Annotated in this window: 18 protein-coding genes, 1 tRNA gene and 1 other RNA gene; 5 read left to right on the top strand and 15 right to left on the bottom strand. The window is 41.5% G+C overall.

The window, feature by feature from the left end; genetic code table 11:
- The first annotated feature begins 270 nt into the window (after positions 1-270).
- Positions 271-1,587 (top strand): aspartate kinase, encoded by a 1,317-nt coding sequence (locus tag ACH11B_RS17610; protein WP_377609272.1) that lies wholly within the window; start codon positions 271-273, stop codon positions 1,585-1,587.
- Between the two features lie 30 nt (positions 1,588-1,617).
- Positions 1,618-2,796 carry a diaminopimelate decarboxylase gene (lysA, locus tag ACH11B_RS17615; RefSeq protein WP_377609270.1) on the top strand — a complete coding sequence of 393 codons (1,179 nt, stop codon included), beginning with the start codon at positions 1,618-1,620 and terminating at the stop codon, positions 2,794-2,796.
- Between the two features lie 63 nt (positions 2,797-2,859).
- Here the strand turns inward: lysA and ACH11B_RS17620 are convergent, their stop codons facing one another.
- From ACH11B_RS17620 to ffs, 11 genes are all read right to left on the bottom strand, one after another.
- Positions 2,860-3,267, bottom strand: coding sequence for a hypothetical protein (locus ACH11B_RS17620; RefSeq protein WP_013666436.1), 408 nt, complete (start codon positions 3,265-3,267; stop codon positions 2,860-2,862).
- A gap of 10 nt (positions 3,268-3,277) precedes the next feature.
- On the bottom strand, positions 3,278-5,641 hold the full coding sequence (gene topA, locus ACH11B_RS17625; protein ID WP_130857450.1) for a type I DNA topoisomerase: 2,364 nt from the start codon (positions 5,639-5,641) through the stop codon (positions 3,278-3,280).
- A gap of 260 nt (positions 5,642-5,901) precedes the next feature.
- Complete coding sequence (gene mnmA, locus ACH11B_RS17630) at positions 5,902-6,990, bottom strand: tRNA 2-thiouridine(34) synthase MnmA (protein ID WP_377609268.1); 1,089 nt, start codon at positions 6,988-6,990, stop codon at positions 5,902-5,904.
- Positions 6,991-7,073: 83 nt separating this feature from the next.
- Positions 7,074-7,850, bottom strand: coding sequence for an SDR family NAD(P)-dependent oxidoreductase (locus ACH11B_RS17635; RefSeq protein ID WP_289552975.1), 777 nt, complete (start codon positions 7,848-7,850; stop codon positions 7,074-7,076).
- A gap of 161 nt (positions 7,851-8,011) precedes the next feature.
- Positions 8,012-8,521: a 5-(carboxyamino)imidazole ribonucleotide mutase gene (gene purE, locus ACH11B_RS17640; protein ID WP_013666440.1), complete on the bottom strand. Its 510-nt coding sequence runs from the start codon at positions 8,519-8,521 to the stop codon at positions 8,012-8,014.
- A 21-nt stretch (positions 8,522-8,542) separates the two neighbouring features.
- The gene (locus tag ACH11B_RS17645) at positions 8,543-9,685 is read right to left on the bottom strand and encodes a 5-(carboxyamino)imidazole ribonucleotide synthase (protein ID WP_377609266.1); all 1,143 of its coding nucleotides are present in this window, start codon (positions 9,683-9,685) and stop codon (positions 8,543-8,545) included.
- Positions 9,686-9,729: 44 nt separating this feature from the next.
- On the bottom strand, positions 9,730-10,221 hold the full coding sequence (locus ACH11B_RS17650; protein WP_013666442.1) for an NADH-quinone oxidoreductase subunit B: 492 nt from the start codon (positions 10,219-10,221) through the stop codon (positions 9,730-9,732).
- Positions 10,221-10,805 (bottom strand): NADH-quinone oxidoreductase subunit A, encoded by a 585-nt coding sequence (locus tag ACH11B_RS17655; RefSeq protein WP_377609265.1) that lies wholly within the window; start codon positions 10,803-10,805, stop codon positions 10,221-10,223. Before ACH11B_RS17655 ends, ACH11B_RS17650 begins: the two co-directional genes overlap by 1 nt.
- A gap of 70 nt (positions 10,806-10,875) precedes the next feature.
- Positions 10,876-11,835, bottom strand: a complete 960-nt coding sequence (locus tag ACH11B_RS17660) for a YpdA family putative bacillithiol disulfide reductase (protein ID WP_013666444.1) — start codon at positions 11,833-11,835, stop codon at positions 10,876-10,878.
- Between the two features lie 137 nt (positions 11,836-11,972).
- A complete protein-coding gene (fsa, locus tag ACH11B_RS17665; RefSeq protein ID WP_013666445.1) occupies positions 11,973-12,632 on the bottom strand; it encodes a fructose-6-phosphate aldolase in 660 nt (219 codons plus the stop codon).
- Between the two features lie 94 nt (positions 12,633-12,726).
- Positions 12,727-12,825, bottom strand: an RNA gene (gene ffs, locus ACH11B_RS17670) — signal recognition particle sRNA small type.
- Positions 12,826-13,086: 261 nt separating this feature from the next.
- Between ffs and gltB the strand changes: the two genes are divergently transcribed.
- Positions 13,087-17,601: a glutamate synthase large subunit gene (gene gltB / locus ACH11B_RS17675; protein WP_377609263.1), complete on the top strand. Its 4,515-nt coding sequence runs from the start codon at positions 13,087-13,089 to the stop codon at positions 17,599-17,601.
- 18 nt (positions 17,602-17,619) lie between these two features.
- Positions 17,620-19,086 (top strand): glutamate synthase subunit beta, encoded by a 1,467-nt coding sequence (locus ACH11B_RS17680; protein ID WP_377609261.1) that lies wholly within the window; start codon positions 17,620-17,622, stop codon positions 19,084-19,086.
- Between the two features lie 31 nt (positions 19,087-19,117).
- Here the strand turns inward: ACH11B_RS17680 and ACH11B_RS17685 are convergent, their stop codons facing one another.
- The 4 genes from ACH11B_RS17685 to ACH11B_RS17700 form a co-directional block, all read right to left on the bottom strand.
- Positions 19,118-19,663, bottom strand: a complete 546-nt coding sequence (locus tag ACH11B_RS17685; protein ID WP_377609259.1) for an RNA methyltransferase — start codon at positions 19,661-19,663, stop codon at positions 19,118-19,120.
- Positions 19,664-19,734: 71 nt separating this feature from the next.
- The gene (locus tag ACH11B_RS17690) at positions 19,735-19,914 is read right to left on the bottom strand and encodes a spore protein (protein ID WP_377609257.1); all 180 of its coding nucleotides are present in this window, start codon (positions 19,912-19,914) and stop codon (positions 19,735-19,737) included.
- A 30-nt stretch (positions 19,915-19,944) separates the two neighbouring features.
- Positions 19,945-20,015, bottom strand: a tRNA-Cys gene (locus ACH11B_RS17695).
- Between the two features lie 54 nt (positions 20,016-20,069).
- A complete protein-coding gene (locus tag ACH11B_RS17700) occupies positions 20,070-20,828 on the bottom strand; it encodes a TrmH family RNA methyltransferase (RefSeq protein WP_377609255.1) in 759 nt (252 codons plus the stop codon).
- Between the two features lie 98 nt (positions 20,829-20,926).
- On the opposite strand from ACH11B_RS17700, the gene ACH11B_RS17705 reads away from it, so the two are divergent.
- Positions 20,927-23,173 carry a BamA/TamA family outer membrane protein gene (locus ACH11B_RS17705; protein WP_377609253.1) on the top strand — a complete coding sequence of 749 codons (2,247 nt, stop codon included), beginning with the start codon at positions 20,927-20,929 and terminating at the stop codon, positions 23,171-23,173.
- Positions 23,174-23,181: the final 8 nt, after the last annotated feature.

Raw genomic sequence — 23,181 nt, forward strand, 5'->3', positions numbered from 1 at the left:
TATTATAGATATAATAAAATTGAGTATCTTTGGCGCCCGTATGAAAAGACTTTTTATACGGGTTTTTTGTTGCTATTTTTGCGCATGGTCAAGAAAGTCGCCCTTATAGCGGTTAGGTCGACTAAAAAATAACTTATTCTGACGAAAAATGGCTGAGCTGCCAGAGGGGTACTTTAGCTCAGACAAGCTTCGTCGCCGTTAACCGAGCTTGCGAGCTCATTGATACCTAAAAACAGTGAATAGTATCGATAAAAACAAATTAAACATTCAATGAAAATCTTAAAATTCGGTGGAACATCGGTTGGTAGTCCCGAGCGTATGAAGAAATTACTGGACATCATCCAACCCGGTGAAGAGAAACAGATCGTTGTTTTATCTGCAGTAGCAGGTACAACCAATGCATTAGTTGAAATATCACAAGCTTTTGCGGCGGGTGATAAGCGAAAGGCCGAAGCACTAATTAAGGGTTTGCACGAGAAGTATGAGGAATTTATTGAAGAGCTATTTACAAGTCAAGAAGGTAAAGAAAATGGAAAGGAACTGATCGATTATCATTTTAACTTTATAGAATCTTTTGCCCATGACCTTTTTACACCTATAGAAGAAAAGATTATTTTGGCGCAAGGGGAGTTATTGTCAACGACCCTTTATCATTTTTATCTTACGGAAATTGGCGTGCGCTCTAAGCTGCTACCGGCTTTAGACTTCATGAAGATCGATGAAGATAATGAACCTACTATTGATTTTATCGGCGAGCATTTGTCGACTTTATTAGCAGCTTCAAATGACCACCAGTTGTTTATTACGCAAGGTTACATCTGCAGAAATGCTTTTGGTGAGATTGATAACCTAAGACGAGGTGGAAGCGATTATACCGCCTCGTTAATAGGTGCAGCCATACGTGCGGAAGAGGTCCAAATTTGGACAGATATTGATGGTATGCATAATAACGATCCGCGTATCGTAAAGGGTACAAAGCCCATTGCCCATTTAACATTTGATGAAGCTGCGGAGCTAGCTTATTTCGGAGCAAAAATTTTACATCCTCAAAGTGTATTTCCAGCTCAACGATATAACATTCCCGTAAGGCTACTGAATACCATGGATCCCGATGCCTCGGGCACTTTGATCAGTAAAGAGGGGGCCGTGAGGGGAGAAGTTCGGTCTATTGCGGCTAAGGATGGTATTACCGCAATTCGAATTCATTCTTCGCGTATGCTTTTAGCTTTTGGTTTTCTAAGAAGAGTTTTCGAAGTTTTTGAGCGTTACAAAACACCTATCGATATGATTACCACTTCGGAAGTCGCGGTATCGTTGACCATTGATGATACCCGTTTTCTCAGTGATATTGAAAGGGAATTAAAGGATTTTGGTTCAGTTGAAATTGACGTTAATCAAACCATCGTTTGCGTCGTCGGCGATTTCAGTTTAAATACGCATGGTTACGCTTCCCGTGTATTGGACGCTGTGAAACACATCCCTGTGCGCATGATTTCGTATGGTGGCAGCAATTTTAACATCTCATTGCTGATTAACGCTGAAGATAAGGTTGAAGTGCTTCGTTCTTTACACAATCGTTTATTTTAATTATAATGGCGATTTACGCTACAGAATTACATGTTTAACAGAGATATTATAGCTGCTTTTGAGCAGAAGGAAACCCCCTTTTTTTATTACGATTTACAGCTACTCCAAGCAACAATAGATAATGCGCTTACTGAGGCTGATAAGTACAAGTTTCACATACATTATGCGCTTAAGGCGAATTTTAATGAACGCGTTTTACAAATTATCCAAGAATCCGGTATTGGAGCCGATTGTGTAAGTGGTAATGAAGTACTAAAGGCGGTAGAAACGGGTTTTTCCCCTGATAAAATTGTTTTTGCAGGTGTTGGTAAAGCTGATAAAGAAATCATAGCTGCACTTCATCACGATATATTTGCTTTTAATGTTGAATCGGTACAGGAGTTGTGCGTCATCGGCGATTTAGCGAAGAAGGAAGGCAAGGTGGCGAAAGTTGCACTTAGAATCAACCCAAACGTGGATGCGAAGACACACAAGTATATTACAACCGGTTTAGACGAGAACAAGTTTGGTATTAAAACCTGGGAACTAAATGAATGCTTGGATGTTATCAGGAACTTTGATTCGCTGGAATTAATCGGACTACATTTTCATGTGGGCTCACAAGTAGTCGATCTCAATGTTTTCAAAAGCCTGTGTGTAAAAGTAAATGAGTTTAACAATTGGTTTGACGAGCGTGGATATCGTTTAAAAGTACTTAATGTAGGCGGAGGATTGGGGGTTAACTATACCGATCCCGATGGTGAACCTATTGTTGATTTTAAACGTTACTTTGAAATCTTTGATCAATTTTTGGAGCGCAAGGGAGAGCAAGAGGTGCATTTTGAGCTCGGAAGAGCTCTGGTTGCGCAAAGCGGAAGCTTAATTAGTAAGGTCTTGTATGTCAAGAATGGTATTAAAAAACATTTTTTGATTCTCGATGCAGGTATGACAGAATTAATGAGACCCGCTTTATATCAAGCTTATCACAAAATAGAGCATTTATCTGCTAAGCAGCTAAGTGAAGAGAGGAGGGACAGATCGGTTAACTATGATGTTGTAGGGCCTATTTGCGAGAGTACCGATTGTTTCGGGAAGGAAGTCGAGCTTCCGGAGTCTAAGCGCGGGGATTTGATTGCCATTCGCACAACGGGTGCATATGGTGAGGTAATGGCTTCAAAATACAACCTACGAGACGAAATTCGTTATGTTTATAGTGATGAAATAGTATAAGTATAGGCTTGCTTGCGGGTCTATAAAAATAAAGAGCAGATTGTATAAATCCGCTCTTTATTTTTATATCCCAATTAAAATGCCCGGTTTATTAATGATTGGAATACGGATCAGGTTGGTGTCAACAATACTTTCCGGTAAGAAAATAAATTTCTTATCATAAATAGTTCCACCAATATAATAACTCAGCAAATATTCATTGGTTAAACCGAAAACCTGTTCGTCAATTGCTTCTACTAATGCAAACTCTTTTGCCTCTATATCTCCGATAAAATGGCGTAATACGGAAGTTTTTACTTCGCGCTCATCCTTCAAACCATAGCCCTTGCTGCTGATAAGCACATTCTTTATGGGTTCTTCCTTTTGGTTGATTAAGTAAACATTCCAGTGTCTGCTGGTAGGCGAATCACTTTCCAATACAACAGCTACATATATATCTTCTACAACGTTTGGAGGAAGGTCCTTCTTCATATATCTTCCGCTATTTTTTCTTTGCCGTTTTACTTTTGCCTTTCGCAGGTACCTTCTTTTTGGTGCCGGTGTTAGACTTATCACTTTCCGCTAATTGCAAAATATCATTATATGTTATTTTGTCTACGTCCTTATCTTTAGGAATCTTAATGTTTTGTTTTCCGAAACGGATGAAAGGTCCCCAGCGGCCTTGTTCAATTCGTGCCTCCGGATTTTCATCAAAGGTCTTGATCACTTTCTCAATGTCCTTTTTTCGTTTCAATTCAATGATTTCTATCGCTTGGGTCTCGTTTACATCCATTGGATCTATTCCTTTGGGTAAGGAGTAAAAAGCATTGTTGTGGCGGATATATGGTCCAAATCGGCCAATTGCTACCGTCATCTCCTTATCCTCGTACTTTCCAACTTTTTTTGGCAACTTAAATAATTCCAAGGCTTCCTCTAAAGTGATGGTCTCGATCATTTGTCCGCTGCGCAGACTGGCAAATACCGGTTTTTCTTCATCATCTGCCGAACCAATCTGTACCAAAGGGCCAAAACGGCCTATTCGTACACTTACCTGTTTACCCGTTTGTGGATCCGTCCCTAAAATCCGTTCACTGCTTGCTCGGTCGGCGTTTTCAATGGTATCGGTTACTTCTTTATGAAAAGGGCCATAGAAATTGTGGAGCATAGCGGTCCATTCTTTCAGTCCATTAGCGATTTCGTCAAATTCTTTTTCAACCGTAGCCGTAAAATTAAAATCGACGATATCCTTAAAGTGTTCTACTAGAAAATCATTAACCAAAATCCCAATATCGGTAGGAAATAGTTTTGATTTTTCGGCTCCTGTGATTTCGGTTTTCTTAGTAGTATTTACTTTACCATGGCCTAATGTCAGTACATTGTATTCGCGTTGTTTTCCCTCCCTATCTTCTTTTACCACATAGCCTCTATTCTGGATAGTCGATATCGTAGGAGCATAGGTTGAGGGTCGGCCAATACCGAGCTCTTCTAGTTTTTTTACCAAACTTGCTTCAGTATAGCGGGCAGGTGGCCTACTAAAACGTTCTGTAGCGGTCATTTCCTTTAAACCGAGCTGCTGACCGTTTCTAAGAGGAGGTAGAAGTGCATTGTCATCAGATTCTTCTAAATTGACTTCGCTTTCCTCATCAGTCGACTCAAAGTAGACTTTTAAGAAACCATCGAATTTCATGACCTCGCCACTAGCCGTAAACTCTTCGTTACGCGTTGAAATATTAATTTTTGCGGTGGTTTTTTCAAATTCAGCTTCGCTCATTTGCGAAGCGATCGCTCGTTTCCATATAAGCTCGTAGAGTCTCTTTTCTGAATGATCCCCCTCTATGGTGTGTTGGTTAAAATAGGTAGGACGGATCGCTTCGTGTGCTTCTTGGGCACCGGCTGATTTAGTTTTATATTGCCTTCTCTTATGATATTTATCGCCATAGGCAGAACGGATCTCTTGTTCGGCTGCCTGTAAGGCCGTATCACTTAGATTGACAGAATCGGTACGCATATACGTAATTTTTCCCGATTCATACAAACGTTGCGCCACTGTCATGGTTCTAGCTACTGAAAAGCCAAGTTTTCTACTGGCTTCCTGTTGCAAGGTCGAAGTTGTAAAAGGTGCAGCAGGATTTCGCTTGCTTGGCTTTGTTTCTAGGCTTTTGACATGATATGATGCCGGAATACAGTCATTAAGAAATTTTTCGGCTTCATTTATAGTTGCGAATCGTTTCGATAATTCCGCTTTGAAAAGTTCTTTTTTATTTTCTTCCGTAAAGAAGATTGCAACAACCCGAAAGGCTGCTTCGGGCTCAAATTTGTTTATTTCCCGTTCTCTATCAACTAACAGCCGTACTGCTACCGACTGTACGCGACCGGCCGAGAGGGAGGGTTTAACCTTTTTCCATAATACGGGAGATAATTCAAAACCAACTAGACGATCCAATACGCGTCTGGCTTGCTGGGCATTTACTAAGTTAAAATCAATTTTTCGCGGCTGTTCAATGGCTTTAAGAATGGCAGGCTTGGTAATTTCGTGAAAAACAATCCGTTTTGTGCTGGATTCTTTTAGGTTTAACGTTTCGTATAAGTGCCAGGAAATCGCTTCTCCTTCCCGGTCTTCATCGGACGCGAGCCAAACAGTTTCAGCAGATTTGGCCAGCTTTTTTAACTCGCTTACAACCGCTTTTTTATCCGCCGGGACTTCATATTTCTGCTCGAAATTATTTGCAGTATCAATGGCATCATCCGTTTTTACCAGATCACGAATATGTCCATAACTTGATTTAACTAAAAAATCTTTTCCTAAATATCCTTCTATTGTTTTTGCTTTTGCCGGTGATTCTACAATTAATAAGTTCTTTGCCATTCAGTATCTTGATTTTTGCAAATAAAGGGATTTATTCATGTTTTAGCAAACTGCCTTCGCCTTTTTGATCAAAAAGCCGAAGTATACACGCTTCGGCTTTTTGTTTTATCGCTCAAACATAGATAAAATTGTTCGTTATTTGTATAATAGTTAGTTGATTTTATCTTTCGTTTTCGTTGCCAGTCTAATCAATTTATGGATCAAATTAAATATTGGAAATAAAGATCACCAAATTTTTTTAATTAAAATTGCATTAAAATTTACATGAGGAATCCACCGCCCAACAAATCATTCCCTTCGTAAAAAACCGCCGATTGGCCCGGAGCTATTCCTTTTACATAATGTTCGAAGTCCACTTTCATACTTCCGTTTTCTTCAACAATCCGACTAATAGCACCGGCATCCTTATAGCGTATTTTGGTTACTGCTTCCATCGGTTCAGGTATATGCTCGTATTTGATCAGATTGATATTTCTGACGTATGCCGTATCTTTTTGGAGTTCCTCTTCTGAACCCAACACTACTGTATTGCTTTCAGGTAGTATTTGAATAACAAAAACAGGACGTCCCAGAGCAATCCCCAAGCCTTTTCTCTGTCCGATGGTATAATAGGGATATCCCGCGTGTTTGCCCACTACCGTACCGTCCGATAAGATAAAGTTACCAGCACCTATACGCTCATCAATGTCCTCTACGCGATGGCGTAAAAAAGATCGATAATCGTTGTCCGGAACGAAGCAGATTTCATAGCTTTCCGATTTATTGGCCAATTCTACTTGTCCCATTTCAAGCGCCATCTGTCTGATTTCAGCTTTGGTAAAGCTTCCCAAGGGAAATTTTGTTCTAGCCAGATTTTTTTGGGAAACGCCCCACAACACATACGACTGATCTTTATGCTCATCTCGGCCTTTGGATATGACATACCGACCGCTGTCCTGTAAGCGAATATTTGCATAATGACCCGTTGCAATAAATTCGCAATCCAGTTTGTCCGCTCTTTTTAATAAAGCCTCCCATTTGATATGGGTATTGCAAAGAACACAGGGATTAGGCGTTCTTCCCGCCAGGTATTCATCCACAAAATTATTGATCACAAAGTCGCCAAATTCATTTCGAATATCTAAGATATAATGAGGAAAACCATAACCAACTGCTAAAGCACGGGCATCGTTAATGCTATCCAAACTACAGCAACCGGTTTCTTTGGTGCTTCCTCCGGAAGATGCATAATCCCAGGTTTTCATCGTCAACCCAATAACCTCATAACCTTGCTCATGAAGCATCACTGCGGCCACTGAACTGTCTACCCCGCCACTCATAGCTACTAAAATTCGTCCGTGCTTGCTCATATCTTAAAAATAAAGCGCAAAGATAAGTCTAAATTTTTGTAAAGCCAGCTCTTTGGCAGTCAGTTAAATGTAATATAGGCCTTTTATGCTCCCTGTCCCAAATTTATACTTAAGGCGCCATCAATAGTAAAAGTCGTTCCCGTAACATAATCACTATCTGACGACGCAAGGTATACCGCTAAAGGGCCAATCTCTTCGGGTTTGCCGGCACGCTTGATGGGAATGTGCTGCTCCTTCTCCTCCCGTACCTTTTTGTTATCCATGGCTTGCTGGTTCATAGGAGTTAGTATCATCCCCGGGGCGATGTTATTAACACACACACCTTTAGGTGCCAGCTCCAAAGCGAGGCTTTTGCTGAAGTTTCTAACCCCACCCTTAGATGCGTTATAATCGGCATTGCCTGCTGTACACACTTCTTCGTGGATAGAACTGACAATGATTATTTTAGTTCCCTTAAGTTTGTTTTTTCGCAGCCTCAAAAATTCTCTACAGCAATAGAATGCACCATACAGATTCGTTTTGATACACGTATCGAAAGTTTCTGTGTCCATTTCCACTACGGGGATATTACTGCCGTTAACGCCTGCATTGCTGACCAGTATATCGATTTGACCAAATTCCTTTACAGCCTTTCCGAAAACCGATTGAACACTGGTCTCATCACTCACATCCAATTGATAGGTTGAAACTTTTGTTTTTAATTTCTTTATCTTTTGTTCAGCCTCTTTAGCACTTTCCCGGTCAGAATGGTAGGTGATAATAACCTGAGCGCCTTCGGAAGCATACGCTTCGGCGATTGCACGACCAATGCCGGAATCAGATCCGGTTATTAGAGCCACTTTGTCTTTCAATTTACTCATAAATCTTAAATGAATTGATTGTTCTTTTTTATACTATGATGGAACAATAGAAAGCGCAAATTGTTGGTGCCGGAGCTAGCACAAAAAGATAGGCTGGATGGTTTAATTTTTTGAATAATGAAAAACAGCCATTACGATTATCGTTATGGCTGTTTTCCGGTCTAGAAGTTCATGTTTTCCACTTCTTGTGCGGTCTCTTCTATTTTTTTCTTCAACTCTTGTTTGAAATGGATAAGATTCTGTGCCAATTGCTGATCAGCAGTAGCTAAAATCTGCGCAGCCAAAAGGCCTGCATTCTTTGCTGCATTCAATGCTACCGTAGCAACGGGAATGCCATTAGGCATTTGTAATATAGACAAAATGGAATCCCATCCGTCAATAGAATTGGAAGATTTGACGGGTACCCCGATCACCGGCAGGTGCGTAATCGATGCTACCATACCCGGCAAATGAGCGGCCCCTCCGGCTCCTGCAATGATTACTTTCAGTCCGCGCGACGCAGCCGTTTGCGCATAGTCGAACATACGTTCCGGAGTCCTATGCGCCGATACGATAGAAACCTCTATTTGAACACCCAGTTCTTTTAATATTTTAATCGCGTCTTCCATTACGGGGAGGTCGGATTTGCTGCCCATAATGATTCCTACTGAAGGAAGTTGACTTGTTTGCATAATAATGGATTTGATTTTTATTTAGGCCTTTACTTTAATGGTAGCCTGTACTTTTCTAGCTAAGGTAACCGCCTTTTCACGATCTTCGTTCACAATAGTTACATGTCCCATTTTACGAAAAGGTTTCGTGAATTTCTTACCGTAGAGGTGTATATAAACCCCTTCTTCCGCCAATACCTCTTCAAGCCCCTCATAAATCGCCAGTCCTTCATAATTGGCTTCACCGAGCAAATTAATCATCACCGCATTGCTACGTGCAGCGGTGTTGCCTAGCGGCAAATTGAAGATTGCGCGCAAATGCTGTGCAAATTGCGATGTATAGTTTCCTTCAATTGTATGATGTCCGCTATTGTGCGGTCGGGGGGCGAGTTCATTTACCAGAATATTTCCATCCGGCGTTAAGAACATTTCCACTGCAAGAAGTCCTACGATTTGAAGATCCTCTGCAATCTTTATGGCTAACTGTTCGGCTCTTTCCTGTATTTCGAAAGGTAAAATGGATGGGGAAATTAAAAACTCAACCAAATTAACCTCTGCGTTAAATTCCATTTCAACCATTGGAAAGGTCGATACATCACCTTTATCATTTCGCGCTACGATGACGGCGATTTCCTTTTCGAAAGCCACCCATTGTTCAATCAAGCTCGGTGCCTCAAAGGCATTTGCTAAATCAGCTTCATCTGCAATTTTATGCACTCCTTTTCCATCATAGCCATCTTTTCTCAATTTTTGTATATAAGGAAAAGGGATGGTTAAATCTTTTAATGCATCTTTTGAAGAAATCAACTGAAATGGTGCTGTTGGAATATCGTTTTGTTTAAAAAACTGTTTTTGAAGTCCTTTGTCCTGAATTAAGCGGATGACACGCGCCTGAGGAAAAACGACAACACCCTCTTCCTCTAGTTTTTCCAGCGCATCTACATTTACTTTTTCGATTTCAATCGTAAGCATATCTACTTGCTTACCAAACTTATAAACTGTGTCAAAATCGATTAGTGATCCTGCTTCAAACCGATCGCATAATTTTTTACATGGGGCATCCCGGTCTGGATCCAATACTGAAACACTTATGTTCAGATTGATCGCTTCTTGGATAAGCATGCGTCCGAGCTGTCCGCCACCAAGGATGCCCAAGCGTAAATCGCCATAAAAATCTTTTTCCATAGATGTGTTTAGTTAAGGAGTAGCTTAACTAATAATTGTATTTTTTAAGAGTTTATTTTTTCGTTAATAATGTGTTCCGATCCTATTTTCTTTTGAAGTTCTAAAAATGCACCAATCAGCGCCTCAGGTCGGGGAGGGCACCCTTGCACGTATATATCAACCGGAATTATCTTGTCTACTCCTTTTACTACATGATAACCGTGTTGCCAGTACGGGCCCCCGCAATTGGAGCAGGACCCCATGGATATAACGTACTTTGGTTCGGGCATTTGTTCATATAAAAGCCGTATTCTATCAGCCATCTTAAATGTAACGGTACCCGCTATAATAATAACATCTGCCTGCCTTGGAGAAGCCCGCGGAAAAACACCGTATCGATCCAAGTCGTAAGTAGCGGCCATTGCGCCCATCATTTCGATGGCACAGCAAGCGATACCGAAACTCACGGGCCACATGGACGATAACCGTGCCCAATTAAGGAGGTCGTCCAACTTTGCTACAACAATACCACTATCTGTTTGCGTGCTTGTACTCATTACGAATCCTTCTTTACAAATTTAGGTTTAAAAGCAGGTTTAGCGAGAGCAGACGGTTTATCCGACTGTATATCCTCCGTCTTATTCGTTGCTTGAAATGGCCTTAGGTTATAAGTCGCTCTGTTAATGTTCTCATAAACTTCGAGTGGGATTGTACCCGGTAAGGAAGGGAGGCTCGGGTTAGGTTTTATCCATTCCAAATCGCCTTTTTTCCAAACATAAAGTAAACCAACCAATAGAATTCCAATGAATATGAACATTTCCGCCAAGGTATACCAGCCCCATCTACCATCTGCATGGATTAAATCAGCAGCACCAAAAATGGTTGTCCATGGAAAAATAAACACCATTTCCACATCGAATAAAAGGAATACGAGGGCTATAACATAGAACCGTGAGTTAAACTGAACCCACGAACTTCCCCGCGCCACTTCGCCACATTCATAGGTGCTGCTTTTTGCCGAACTAGGTTTACGGGGAGACAATAGTTTTCCTAACAATAAAGTGAAGAGAACCAAGAACGTTCCAACGATCAGATAAATAAAGACCTTGCCAAATTCCGTTATTTGAGAACCATCTTCCATAGGTTCAAAAATAATAAAAAAATTGCTCAAAAAGATGTCGAATTTCTTTTCCCTGTTTACAGTTCAAGCTTTATCCGCTAATATGTCTTATGATTTGTTCTGCGTGAACGCGTGAGTTCTCGATAAACCAGAGGTGTGTATTCATGCCTCCGCAAACTACGCCTGCGAGGTACAAATGTGGAATATTAGTTTCCATTGTTAATTCGTCATGCTCCGGAATCAATAAATCATCAGGAGATAACCTAATGCCCAGTTTTTTCAGAAAGTCAAAATTAGGCTGATAGCCGGTTAAAGCTAACACAAAGTCATTTTTAATAGTAATCGGACCTTCAGGCGTAGCGATATGAACCACATGTTCTTCAATGGCTGTTAAACAACTATTAAAGTAGGCCTTGATTGAACCCTCTGCTATACGGTTGTCGATATCCGGACGCACCCAATATTTTACACGATGACTGATTTCATTTCTTCTTATCACCATAGTCACCTTGGCACCTTTGCGATACGTTTCCAACGCGGCATCTACAGATGAATTGCTACTACCTACTACCACTACCTGCTGATTTGCATAGTAATGGGGATCATTATAATAGTGTTTTACTTTCGGTAAATTCTCTCCCGGTATTTGCATCAAGTTAGGTTTGTCGTAAAAGCCTGTAGCAAGAATCACATTCTTTGCCCCAAAGACATTCTTTATGGTTTGGACGGTAAACAGATCATCCTTTTTCGTGACGTTTATTACCTCTTCGAACAAGCGAACGTTTAGCGAAAATTTTTGCTGTACTCTCCGGTAGTATTCCAATGCCTCCAGTCTCTTTGGTTTTGGATTAGTGGATACAAAGGGCACGCCCCCGATTTCCAGCTTTTCAGAGGTCGAAAAAAAGGTCATGTGCTGTGGATAATTGAAGAGTGAATTCACTAAACAACCCTTCTCTAAAATCACATAACGTAGCCCGGCTTTTTCGGCTTCAATTCCGCAAGCCAAACCAATGGGGCCGCCGCCTACAATGACGATGTCGAAAATATCCATAGTATCTAAACTAAGAAGTTACTTAAGGGAACGATCAATGAAGGTCCTTTAAGTAACTATAAACAATTTGCTTGTACAGAGCAAAATTAGGACGAACAGCCTATGCGGAAGACTATCCGGAGGAAATACTTGATAGCCTATTTACCGGCGGCTTTTGCATGATCAGCCAAAAACTGAGCCAGACCACTATCAGTAAGCGGGTGCTTCAACAATGTTAAAATAGCTGAAAGCGGTCCTGTCATTACGTCTGCTCCTATTTTGGCGCACTCAATAATATGCATGGCATGACGTACGGAAGCTGCTAGGATTTGCGTTTCATAGCCGTAGTTGTCATATATCAGGCGAATATCTTCAATCAAGCTTAAGCCATCGGTAGAGATATCGTCTAAACGGCCAATGAACGGAGAAACATAAGTGGCTCCGGCTTTTGCAGCCAAGAGTGCTTGTCCGGCAGAGAAAACAAGGGTGCAATTCGTTTTGATACCTTCACTGCTGAAGTATTTGATCGCCTTTACCCCTTCTTTTATCATAGGTACTTTAACGACTATTTTGTCGTCCAGTTTTGCTAGTGCAAGCCCTTCTTTAATAATATTTTCATAATCAGTGCTAATCACCTCCGCACTTACGTCGCCATCTACAATATCGCATATAGCTTTGTAATGATTGATCACATTTTCTTCACCGCTAATGCCTTCTTTAGCCATTAGGCTTGGATTTGTTGTAACTCCGTCTAAAACCCCTAAATCTTGCGCTTCTTTGATTTGCTGAAGATTGGCGGTATCTATAAAAAATTTCATAAGATATTATTGTTAAAACTTGGTTTTGATTGCAACAAAAGTAACCAATATTTGCTATTTTAGTAAAAGATAAGTGTAAAAAGAGGAAATAAAAAAAGGGCAAGCCCCTTTTATCGCACCGCTCAACCTTTTACCCTTGCTGTGTTCCCACCCTGGGGGAGTTCAAAGGGAGCTGGTCGTAAAAGACTTACCCATCGCAAAAATAGGAAAAAAACTTAATTTACTAAGTTTTTTTATTGAAATAGTGCTAGATCATTGGAGATCAGACTGTTTTTTTTTATGCTGTATGCATTTTCATATTTGAAGCGCTTGCGAAAACATGGTTTACGATTTTTTTAAGTTTATTGTGTTATTCTAGATATTTCATCAAGTTTTTATCACAAAAAATAATAAAAATTTAATATTGTCGAATATTAATGTTATTTTAGCAATCTATTTAAACTAAGCAATAACAATGACAGTTGAAGATATGGAAGAACAGGGATTGTATCGTTCTGATTTTGAGCATGATGCGTGCGGGGTTGGTTTTGTGGCTCATTTAAAAGGATTAAAAAGTCACCGTCAGGTTCAGGACGCGTTGACGATGTTGGAGAACATGGAGCACCGAGGGGCCTGTGGTTGTGATGAGGAAAGCGGCGATGGAGCCGGTATTATGATTCAGATACCGCATGAGTTTCTTTGGGAAGAATGTAGTAAGCTGGATATAAGACTGGGAGAACCGGGTTACTACGGCGTGGGGATGACGTTTTTACCCAAGGAGGAATCACTGAACGAAGGTTGCAGAGAACTTATTAAGGACTCCTGTGCCCAATTGAGGCTTAATTTTCTCGGCGTACGCGAAGTGCCTGTAACGCCGGAAGGAGTGGGAGTGACCGCCTTAAGTGCTGAGCCTAACATTATTCAATTTTTCGTTGAGCGTCCTAAAGAGGTTCGTAATACGGAAGATTTCGACCGAAAACTGTTTGTGCTTCGGCGATTACTTGTAAAAAGAATAAAAGAAGAGCTGGCAGAAGCAAAGGAGCAATTCTATATGCCGTCCCTATCCAGTAAAACACTTATTTATAAAGGACAGCTAACCACTTATCAGGTGCGTTCTTATTACAATGATTTGTCGGATGAGCGGGTGGTTTCTGCCTTTGGCCTGGTGCACTCGCGTTTTTCAACTAATACTTTTCCTTCCTGGAAATTGGCGCAACCATTCCGTATTGTTGCTCATAATGGAGAAATAAATACGCTTACAGGAAACTTGAATCGCTTCTACGCTGGTTTAAGGTCTATTTCTTCACCTTATTTTTCGGATGAAGAGCTTGATATTTTACTTCCTGTAGTAGATCCGGGATTATCGGATTCTGCTTCCTTGGATAATGTGGTAGAATTGCTTTTACATAGTGGGCGTTCTCTGCCGCACGTGATGCTTATGTTGGTACCTGAAGCATGGGATGGAAACACTTCAATGGATCCGTTGCGCAAAGCCTTTTACGAATACCATGCCACTATTATGGAGCCTTGGGACGGCCCGGCGGCATTATGTTTCACAGACGGAAAAACCATTGGTGCTACGCTCGATCGAAATGGATTACGACCCCTTCGTTATGCGGTAACGAATGATGATCGGGTAGTGGTAGCATCGGAGGCGGGCGCCTTGCCAATAGATGAGAGCATTATTATAAAAAAGGGCCGCCAACAACCGGGAAAGATATTCTTGGTTGATATGGAAAAAGGGGAAATTTTGAGTGATGCGGATATCAAGCATGAATTAGCCACTAAACAACCTTATGGCGAATGGCTTGACAAGTATAAAATCCATATTAAAGATTTGGCAGAACCGCGTGTTACCTTCACCTATCTTTCGAAAGAATCTGTATTTAAATATCAACAAATATTCGGCTACTCAAGAGAGGATATCGAGGGTATCTTGATTCCGATGGCACTAGATGGAAAAGAGCCGGTAGGTTCTATGGGAACAGACGTGCCCCTGGCTGTACTGTCTGAACATCCACAACATCTTAGCAGTTATTTTAAACAATATTTTGCGCAAGTAACCAACCCACCGATCGATCCGATTCGGGAACGTTTGGTGATGAGCTTATCTACCTTTATCGGAAACTCCGGAAATATTTTGGATGAAGATAAAATGCATTGCCATTGCGTTGCTTTGGAGCATCCTATTGTTACTAGCAGGGATCTGGAAAAATTGCGTAGTATCGATACCGGAATCTTTCAGGCAAAAACATTGCAAACCTATTTTAAGGCGGACGGAAAAGAAGGTTCACTGGAAGAGGGCCTGGCACGTCTATGTCGTTACGCCGAGGACGCCGTCCGCGACGGATTTGAAGTGTTGATATTGTCTGACAGAGCAATTGATTCGCAACACGCAGCGATCCCTTCGTTATTGGCGGTATCGGCGGTTCATCACCATTTAATAAAAACGGGCTATCGGGGCGCAGTAGGTTTAGTGGTTGAAGCAGGTGATGTATGGGAAGTTCATCATTTTGCTTGTTTACTTGCTTTTGGTGCTACGGCTATTAACCCGTACATGGCTCTTGCATCTATAAGGACATTGAAAGAGGAAGGTGTGATCGAAACATCCCTCACTTGGCCTGAGCTGTCTAAGAATTACGTTAAAGCTGTTTGTAGCGGATTACTTAAGATATTCTCAAAAATGGGAATCTCTACTTTGCAATCATATAATGGTGCGCAAATTTTCGAAGTATTGGGAATACATAAAGATGTTGTGGATCGATACTTCTGCGGTGCGGTATCCCGAATCGGTGGCTTAGGATTGGACGATATTGCGCGAGAAGTTTTAAGTAAGCATGATCGTGGATTCCGTAGTGAAAAGAAAACCAATCTGTTACCCGAAGGGGGAATTTATGCTTGGCGTAGAAGAGGGGAGGCACATTTGTTTAACCCCACGACGGTACACTTACTTCAGCAGGCTTGTAGAACCGGTAACTATGAAATTTACAAGCAGTATGCAGCGCATATCAATAACCAGAAGGAGCGTATGTACACCTTACGCGGTCTCTTTGATTTTGCTAAACACCGTGCTCCCATTTCGTTAGACGAAGTAGAGCCGGCAGAAAATATTATGAAACGCTTTGCTACCGGCGCCATGTCTTTCGGCTCTATCTCTCATGAGGCGCATAGCACGCTGGCTATTGCCATGAACCGAATAGGAGGGAAAAGTAATACAGGCGAAGGTGGTGAAGATGAGATCCGTTATAAGCCATTGCCTAATGGTGATTCAATGCGTTCGGCAATCAAACAAATTGCTTCTGCTCGTTTTGGTGTAACGTCAAATTACTTAACGCAAGCCGATGAATTACAAATTAAAATGGCACAAGGGGCGAAGCCGGGTGAAGGTGGTCAGCTTCCGGGACATAAAGTGGACGAGTGGATTGCCCGAGTTCGTCACGCAACGCCGGGTGTAGGTCTGATTTCGCCTCCTCCGCATCACGACATTTATTCTATTGAGGATTTAAAACAACTGATTTTCGATTTGAAAAATGCAAACCGCGCAGCCCGTATCAATGTGAAACTGGTGTCAAAAGCGGGTGTAGGAACTATCGCTGCGGGCGTAGCGAAGGCGCATGCCGATGTTATTCTCATTGCCGGTTACGATGGGGGTACGGGTGCTTCTCCGATTAGCTCAATTAAGCATGCAGGATTACCTTGGGAACTTGGTTTAGCCGAGGCGCAACAAACCTTGGTCAAAAACCAGCTCCGTAGCCGTGTGGTATTGCAAACCGATGGACAACTTAAAACGGGAAGAGACTTAGCAATTGCCGCTTTATTGGGCGCTGAGGAATGGGGCGTAGCTACCGCTGCTTTGGTTGCGGGAGGCTGTATCATGATGCGTAAATGTCATTTGAATACCTGCCCGGTTGGCGTTGCAACGCAGGATCCGGAATTGCGTAAGTTGTTTACAGGCAAGGCGGAAGATATTGTTAACCTGTTCAAATTTTTAGCAGAGGAATTGCGCGAAATCATGGCAAGCTTAGGTTTCAAAACCATTAATGAAATGGTTGGAAAGGCACAGTTCCTTAAAGTCCGTGAAGATATTAATCACTGGAAGGTCAATAAGCTCGATTTGTCCGGCATTCTATATGCACCCCAAAACCCATCCGGTAAGAGTCTATACCAAACCGAATCACAAGATCACGGCATGGATATGATTTTGGATTGGGGTATGTTGAAACAGGCTGCTAAAGCCTTAGAAAGTAAGACACCTGTATTCGGTACATTCAATGTAAAAAATACAGATCGTACCATCGGAACGTTATTATCTAACGAGGTTTCAAAAATATATGGTTCAGAAGGACTGCCCGATAATACCATTAACTTCAAATTTGTTGGATCGGCAGGGCAGAGCTTCGGTGCTTTTGCCGCAAAAGGTTTATCTTTTGAGTTAGAGGGCGAAGCAAATGACTATGTAGGTAAGGGCTTGTCCGGTGCACAATTGGCAATTTATCCTGCAAGCAGCAGTCAGCTGGTTCCACATGAGAACATTATTATTGGTAACGTAGCACTTTACGGCGCTACCTCCGGGCACTTGTTTGTATGCGGCCAGGCAGGTGAACGTTTTGCAGTACGTAACTCAGGAGCAACAACCGTTGTAGAGGGAGTCGGTGATCATGGCTGTGAATATATGACCGGTGGACGGGCACTGATATTAGGCGAAACAGGTCGTAATTTTGCTGCCGGTATGAGCGGTGGTATTGCTTGGGTATATGATATCAACGGTACCTTTAAAGATCGTTGCAATCTTGAGATGGTTGATCTAGATCCGCTGGATGAAGAAGATGAAACACAAATTATTAATTTGTTGAAACGGCACATTAATTTGACAAATAGTAAACTGGCCTCAAGTATTCTAAGTAACTGGAAGAACGAGCGTAGTCTATTTGTAAAAGTATTCCCGAAAGAATACAAGCGTGTTTTACAGACGAAATTGGTTGAAGCATAATATTATTAGGTAAGAGAAATGGGAAAAGTAACCGGGTTTAAAGAGTTTGAAAGACAGCTCCCCACAAAAGATACTCCTGAAGAGAGACTTAAAAATTATAAAGAATTTGTTCATACGTACAGTGAGGAAGAATTAAATACACAGGCTGCCCGTTGTATGAACTGTGGCATCCCTTTTTGCCATTCAGGTTGTCCGCTCGGAAACGTTATACCTGAATTTAATGACGCTGTGTACGACGGTAAATGGGAAGAGGCTTTTGAAATACTATCCTCAACCAATAATTTTCCTGAGTTTACCGGGCGTATTTGTCCGGCACCGTGCGAATCGGCTTGTGTATTGGGTATCAATCGCTCACCGGTGGCAATTGAAGAAATTGAAAAACACATAGCGGAAATAGCTTATCAAAAAGGTTTTGCCAAAGCAAAACCGGTGGCTATTAAATCGGGTAAAAGCGTTGCGGTTGTTGGTTCAGGCCCTGCCGGTTTGGCCGCGGCAGCCCAACTGATTAAGGCGGGTCATGAGGTAACGGTGTTTGAAAGAGATGATAAACCGGGCGGTTTATTACGATATGGCATACCAGACTTTAAACTGGACAAGTGGGTAATCGACCGGCGTATTGAGCTGATGAAACAAGAAGGCGTTGTTTTCAGATGTAATGCGGAGGTGGGCGTCAATGTGCCGGCCGATGAATTGAAAGCCTTTGATGCCATCGTGTTGGCAGGGGGCTCTACCATTCCAAGAAATTTGAATATTCCCGGAAGAGAACTGAAAGGCGTTTATTTTGCAATGGAATTTTTGAAACAGCAGAATAAGCGTGTTGGTGAGTCTGCCTATCAGGAAGAGGATATCTTAGCAAACAATAAGAATGTATTGGTGATCGGTGGCGGTGATACCGGATCTGACTGTGTAGGTACTTCAAATCGTCATGGAGCAAAAACGGTTACGCAGTTTGAACTAATGCCTAAGCCGCCTGCTCAGCGCACGTCCGCGATGCCTTGGCCTACTTATCCAATGCTTCTTAAAAATACCACATCACATGAGGAAGGCTGTGAGCGGTTTTGGAGCATCAATACCAAGGCGTTTTTAGGTGATGAGCATGGTAACTTAAAAGGTGCACTGGTGGTTGATTTGGAATGGGAAACTGATACCCTGGGCAGACCGGTTAAATTTGCAGAAGTGCCTGGATCGGAACGTGAAATACCTTGCGAGCTGGCTTTATTGGCTATGGGATTCTTACATCCACAACATGAAGGCTTGTTAAAACAGCTTGGTGTTTCTTTAGATGCACGCGGCAATGTCAATGCAGCTGAAGGCAGCTATAAGACAACTGTTGATAAAGTGTTTGTAGCGGGTGATATGCGCAGAGGGCAATCATTGGTCGTATGGGCAATTTCTGAAGGACGCGAATGTGCTAGGAAAGTAGATGAATTTCTTATGGGGAAATCGGTACTCGAAAGTAAAGATTCGATTGCGTCATACGCATAAGATTTTTCTAATTGTAAAAGCGGCGGTACTCCTAGGAGTCGCCGCTTTTTAGTTTTAGTTTCCGATAGAAATCCCATAAAACGATTCCCGCCGAAATGACAACATTAAAGGAGTGTTTGGTCCCGAATTGGGGGATTTCAACGCAATAATCGATCAGCTTCATTGCTTCTTCTGAAACACCATTTACTTCATTGCCGAAGATTAACGCATAGCTTTCGCCTAGCACCGGGGTGAAACGATGCAGCATAGTGCTGCCTTCCGCCTGCTCTATGGCGATTATTTTTTTTCCTTCCTGTTTTAAATTAATTATCGCTTCCTCAATATTCTTTTTGTATTGCCAGGCCACAGATTGTGTAGCTCCTAAAGCTGTCTTTTCTATATCCCGATGGGGAGGGGTACCGGTAATTCCACAGAGAAGAATGCGTTCCACCGCAAAGCCATCAGATGTTCTAAAAACAGATCCTACATTATGTAGGCTTCGCACACTATCAAGTACAACCGTTACCGGCAACTTATCTAATTGTTTGAATTCGTCAACACTGGGGCGCCCCAGTTCGTCCATTGATAATTTACGCATCCTTTGGTCTTATAAAGAAAAAAGACCTGAATTTTTATTCAGGTCTTTTTTAATATTTTGTTATTAGCCTCTTATTTGCTTTCTGCAGTAAGTTTATCTAAAACAGCATTATTTTTGGCGACTTGGCTATTTTTTGGCTCTTTCGATCTACTTCCAACTTCAATATTGCGGCCAAGCTTTAAGAATTGTACCTCTAAACGTGATACAGTTTTATTTCTTCTATCTTTTCTTTTTAAGCGTGTAACTCCCATGGCTTTTATTCTTTAATAAATCTTTTAATGAGGTCGGAAGCGGATTCGAACCGCTGTAGGAGCTTTTGCAGAGCTCAGCCTAGCCACTCGGCCATCCGACCCTTTCCGTTTAGGCTTGCAAAAATAGTAAAATTATCTTTCTTTACTAATTTTTTTCAACTTTTATGCAAATTATCTTTTCTGCTTATTTCCGAACAACATATAGCGGCTGAAACTGCTACATTGAGCGATTCAGCGTTTCCGAAACTTGGAATCGTGATACGTTGTGTTTTATTGCTGATCAGATCAGGCGCAATACCATTCCCTTCATTGCCTAAAATAATGAATCCCTCACTGCCGAAATCGGTTTCGTAAATGGATTGGCCGTCCAACACCGTCGCAAAACTCGGCAGCGTGACATCCTTAAGAAAAGCATGCAGGTCTGTGTAGTGTATAGAAACATGTGCTAAAGAACCCATGGTAGCCTGTACCACCTTTGGATTGAAACATTCTACAGTTTCTTCCGAACAGATAATATGTTTGATGCCGAACCAATCTGCCGTTCGGATAATCGTGCCCAGATTGCCGGGGTCTTGAATAGTATCTAATACTAGAGAAAATTGATCTCGTAATTCATCCTCCTGAATGGCAACTTCACTTGGCGTTTCTATTAGTGCCACGATTCCCTGTGGCGTTTTCAGTGTGCTAATTGCCTCCAAATCACGTTCCGATATGGGATAATGTTTTATTTTCTCTCCGAAAATATCGATCTTTGGCCCTACTTTTGGAGTATAGTAAATACTATGTATTACATAATCTGAGTGAAAAAAATCCGTTATGGATTTAAAACCCTCTACAATAAAGAGACCATGTTCTTTTCTGAACTTTTTTTGATGTAAGGATTTAACAAATTGAAGCTGAGACTTTGAGAGCATCGCAATTATCTTACTTGTATTTTTTTGTATTCATAGTGCTCACATCACTATTTTTCTCGTCTTGCAGATCCACGAGATTGTTGAATGATGACCAGGCATTGGTTACAAAGGTAAAGTTAAATGGGATAAATAAAGAATTTAAAGAGGGTGCTGAAGCTTATGTTCAACGGGAAATCCGTCCGAACTCCAAGATAAATCTCTTCATTTATAATTTTGCAAACAGTAAAGGTGGAAAATATCGAACGGATAAAATTAGGAATGTCGGCGAACCTCCCAGTATACTAGACAGTTCCTTAGTTGAGATTTCCCGAAACCAAATCGAAAGGTTCCTGGTATCCAAGGGTTATTTTAATGCAGAAGTCAAAAGCCATATTTACGTGAGACGTAAAAAGGCGGAAATTGACTTCGACGTGAAGCAGGGAGGCGTTTTTAAGATCCGTTATATTGAGCATGAGATTGGTGATCCACAGGCTGATAAATTGTACAAACAACATATTGCACGCTTTCCCGTATTGCGACCGGGTATGCGCTTCGATGCAGATACTCTGGTAAAGGAGCGTGAGTCAATCTATAACCTTATGAAACATAATGGATATTACGATTATCTACGTCAATATGTTCGGTTTGAAGTGGATACCAATATGAACAGTAGCCAGGCTGATCTTAGGCTTTTCATCGATAATCCCGAGGGCAAGAGTGGGCACACTGTTTTTAAAATCGATAGTAGTTATGTCGTCATAAAAAACAGTGATGGCGAAGTCGGAATAAACAAACCGGATAGCACTCAGTTAGCTCATGGCTTAGAGGTAAAGGATTATACACAACGTTTTCGGCCAAAGCCACTTGCGCGGTACATTTATCCCAAAATTGGCGATATCTTCGACATCGAAAAGGAGAACCTGACTTATGATCGATTATATGAATTAAATAGCTTTAGGGGAATAAGAACCAGCTATAAGAAAAAAGACTCCACGCATCTCACTGTTCATTATGAGTTGACGCCCTTGAAGCGGATGTCTAACCGTGTGGAAGGTGAATATGTATTCACCTCGGGTCGGAGTGGTTTCAATATTGGTAATACTTATACGAATCGAAATTTATTCGGCGGTTCTGAGCAGCTTGAGATCAAGGCACGTTTTGGCGCTTTGTTCGATTCGCAACTCGGAGGTCCTTTGTGGAGCAGGATCTGGAACCGCGACTTACAGTTTGGCGCTAATTTATCCATTCCACGATTGATCGTTCCTTTTCGTATCCCGTTAGTAGGTAAAAATGGTATGCCTCATACGATTTTTTCAACCAACTGGCAGATATTTGATCAGTTGAATACCTATAGCAATCGCTATATTATTAATTCGATCTCCTATAACTGGTATGATACGAAATATAAATTGCACAGTGTTACGCCAATATCCCTCGAATATCGACTGGGACGATTAGACAACGCGTTCAAGGATTCCCTGCAGAATAATGGCTACGAACTTTATGTAAAGAGTAATGACCGTGCCTATTTTGGTATTGGCAGCCAATATACTTATACGTTCAATACTTTGCGGTTGAATACTTACGATAACTTTTTATATTTCCGGGGTGCATTGGATTTAAGTGGTAATACGCTTAACTTACTCAGTAAGATCATTAATTTTAAGAAGAATGATATCGGCCAAAATACCATATTGAATGTTCCGTATTTGCAATATGTTAAAACGGAGGTTGATTTCAGAATATATAGGCATCTAGGGGGAGAACGCCAGTTTGTGGCCCGCATAAACGCCGGTATAGGCGTTCCTTTTGGCAATAATTCAGAGTTCCTGATTTTCGAAAAGCAGTTTTTCGGGGGCGGGATGAATGATCAGCGTGCCTGGCAGGCGAGAACTTTAGGTCCCGGCAACTATAATCGATCGATTTTAACAGAAGATTTGAGAAATCGACTCCGAAATCTTGATCAACTGGGAGAGATTAAGATTTTCAGCAATTTTGAATATCGGTTTAAGTTGTTGAATGATTTCTTCGGCGCTAAATTGAAAGGAGCAACCTTTACAGATATCGGTAATATTTGGCGATTAAAGGAGAGCGCTGAAAACCCCGGCGGTGAATTTAAGTTTAATAAGTTCTTGGGGCAAATGGCCATTGGGGCGGGAGCCGGCTTACGGTTTGACCTGCAGTACTTTGTTTTCCGTTTTGACGCAGGTATTAAAGTCAAAGACCCACAATTCGAAGGCGCTGATCAATGGGTTATCACGGATTTATTCAATAGTCGCGAATTTAAACGAAACTATAAACTAACCAACTGGCCGGATCCTTATAATTTCATTCAATATAATTTTGGTATTGGTATGCCTTTTTAGGTATTAGT

Origin of the sequence: Olivibacter sp. EAT-5 (assembly GCF_044784325.1) — a bacterium.
Classification (GTDB): Bacteria; Bacteroidota; Bacteroidia; order Sphingobacteriales; family Sphingobacteriaceae; genus Olivibacter; species Olivibacter oleidegradans.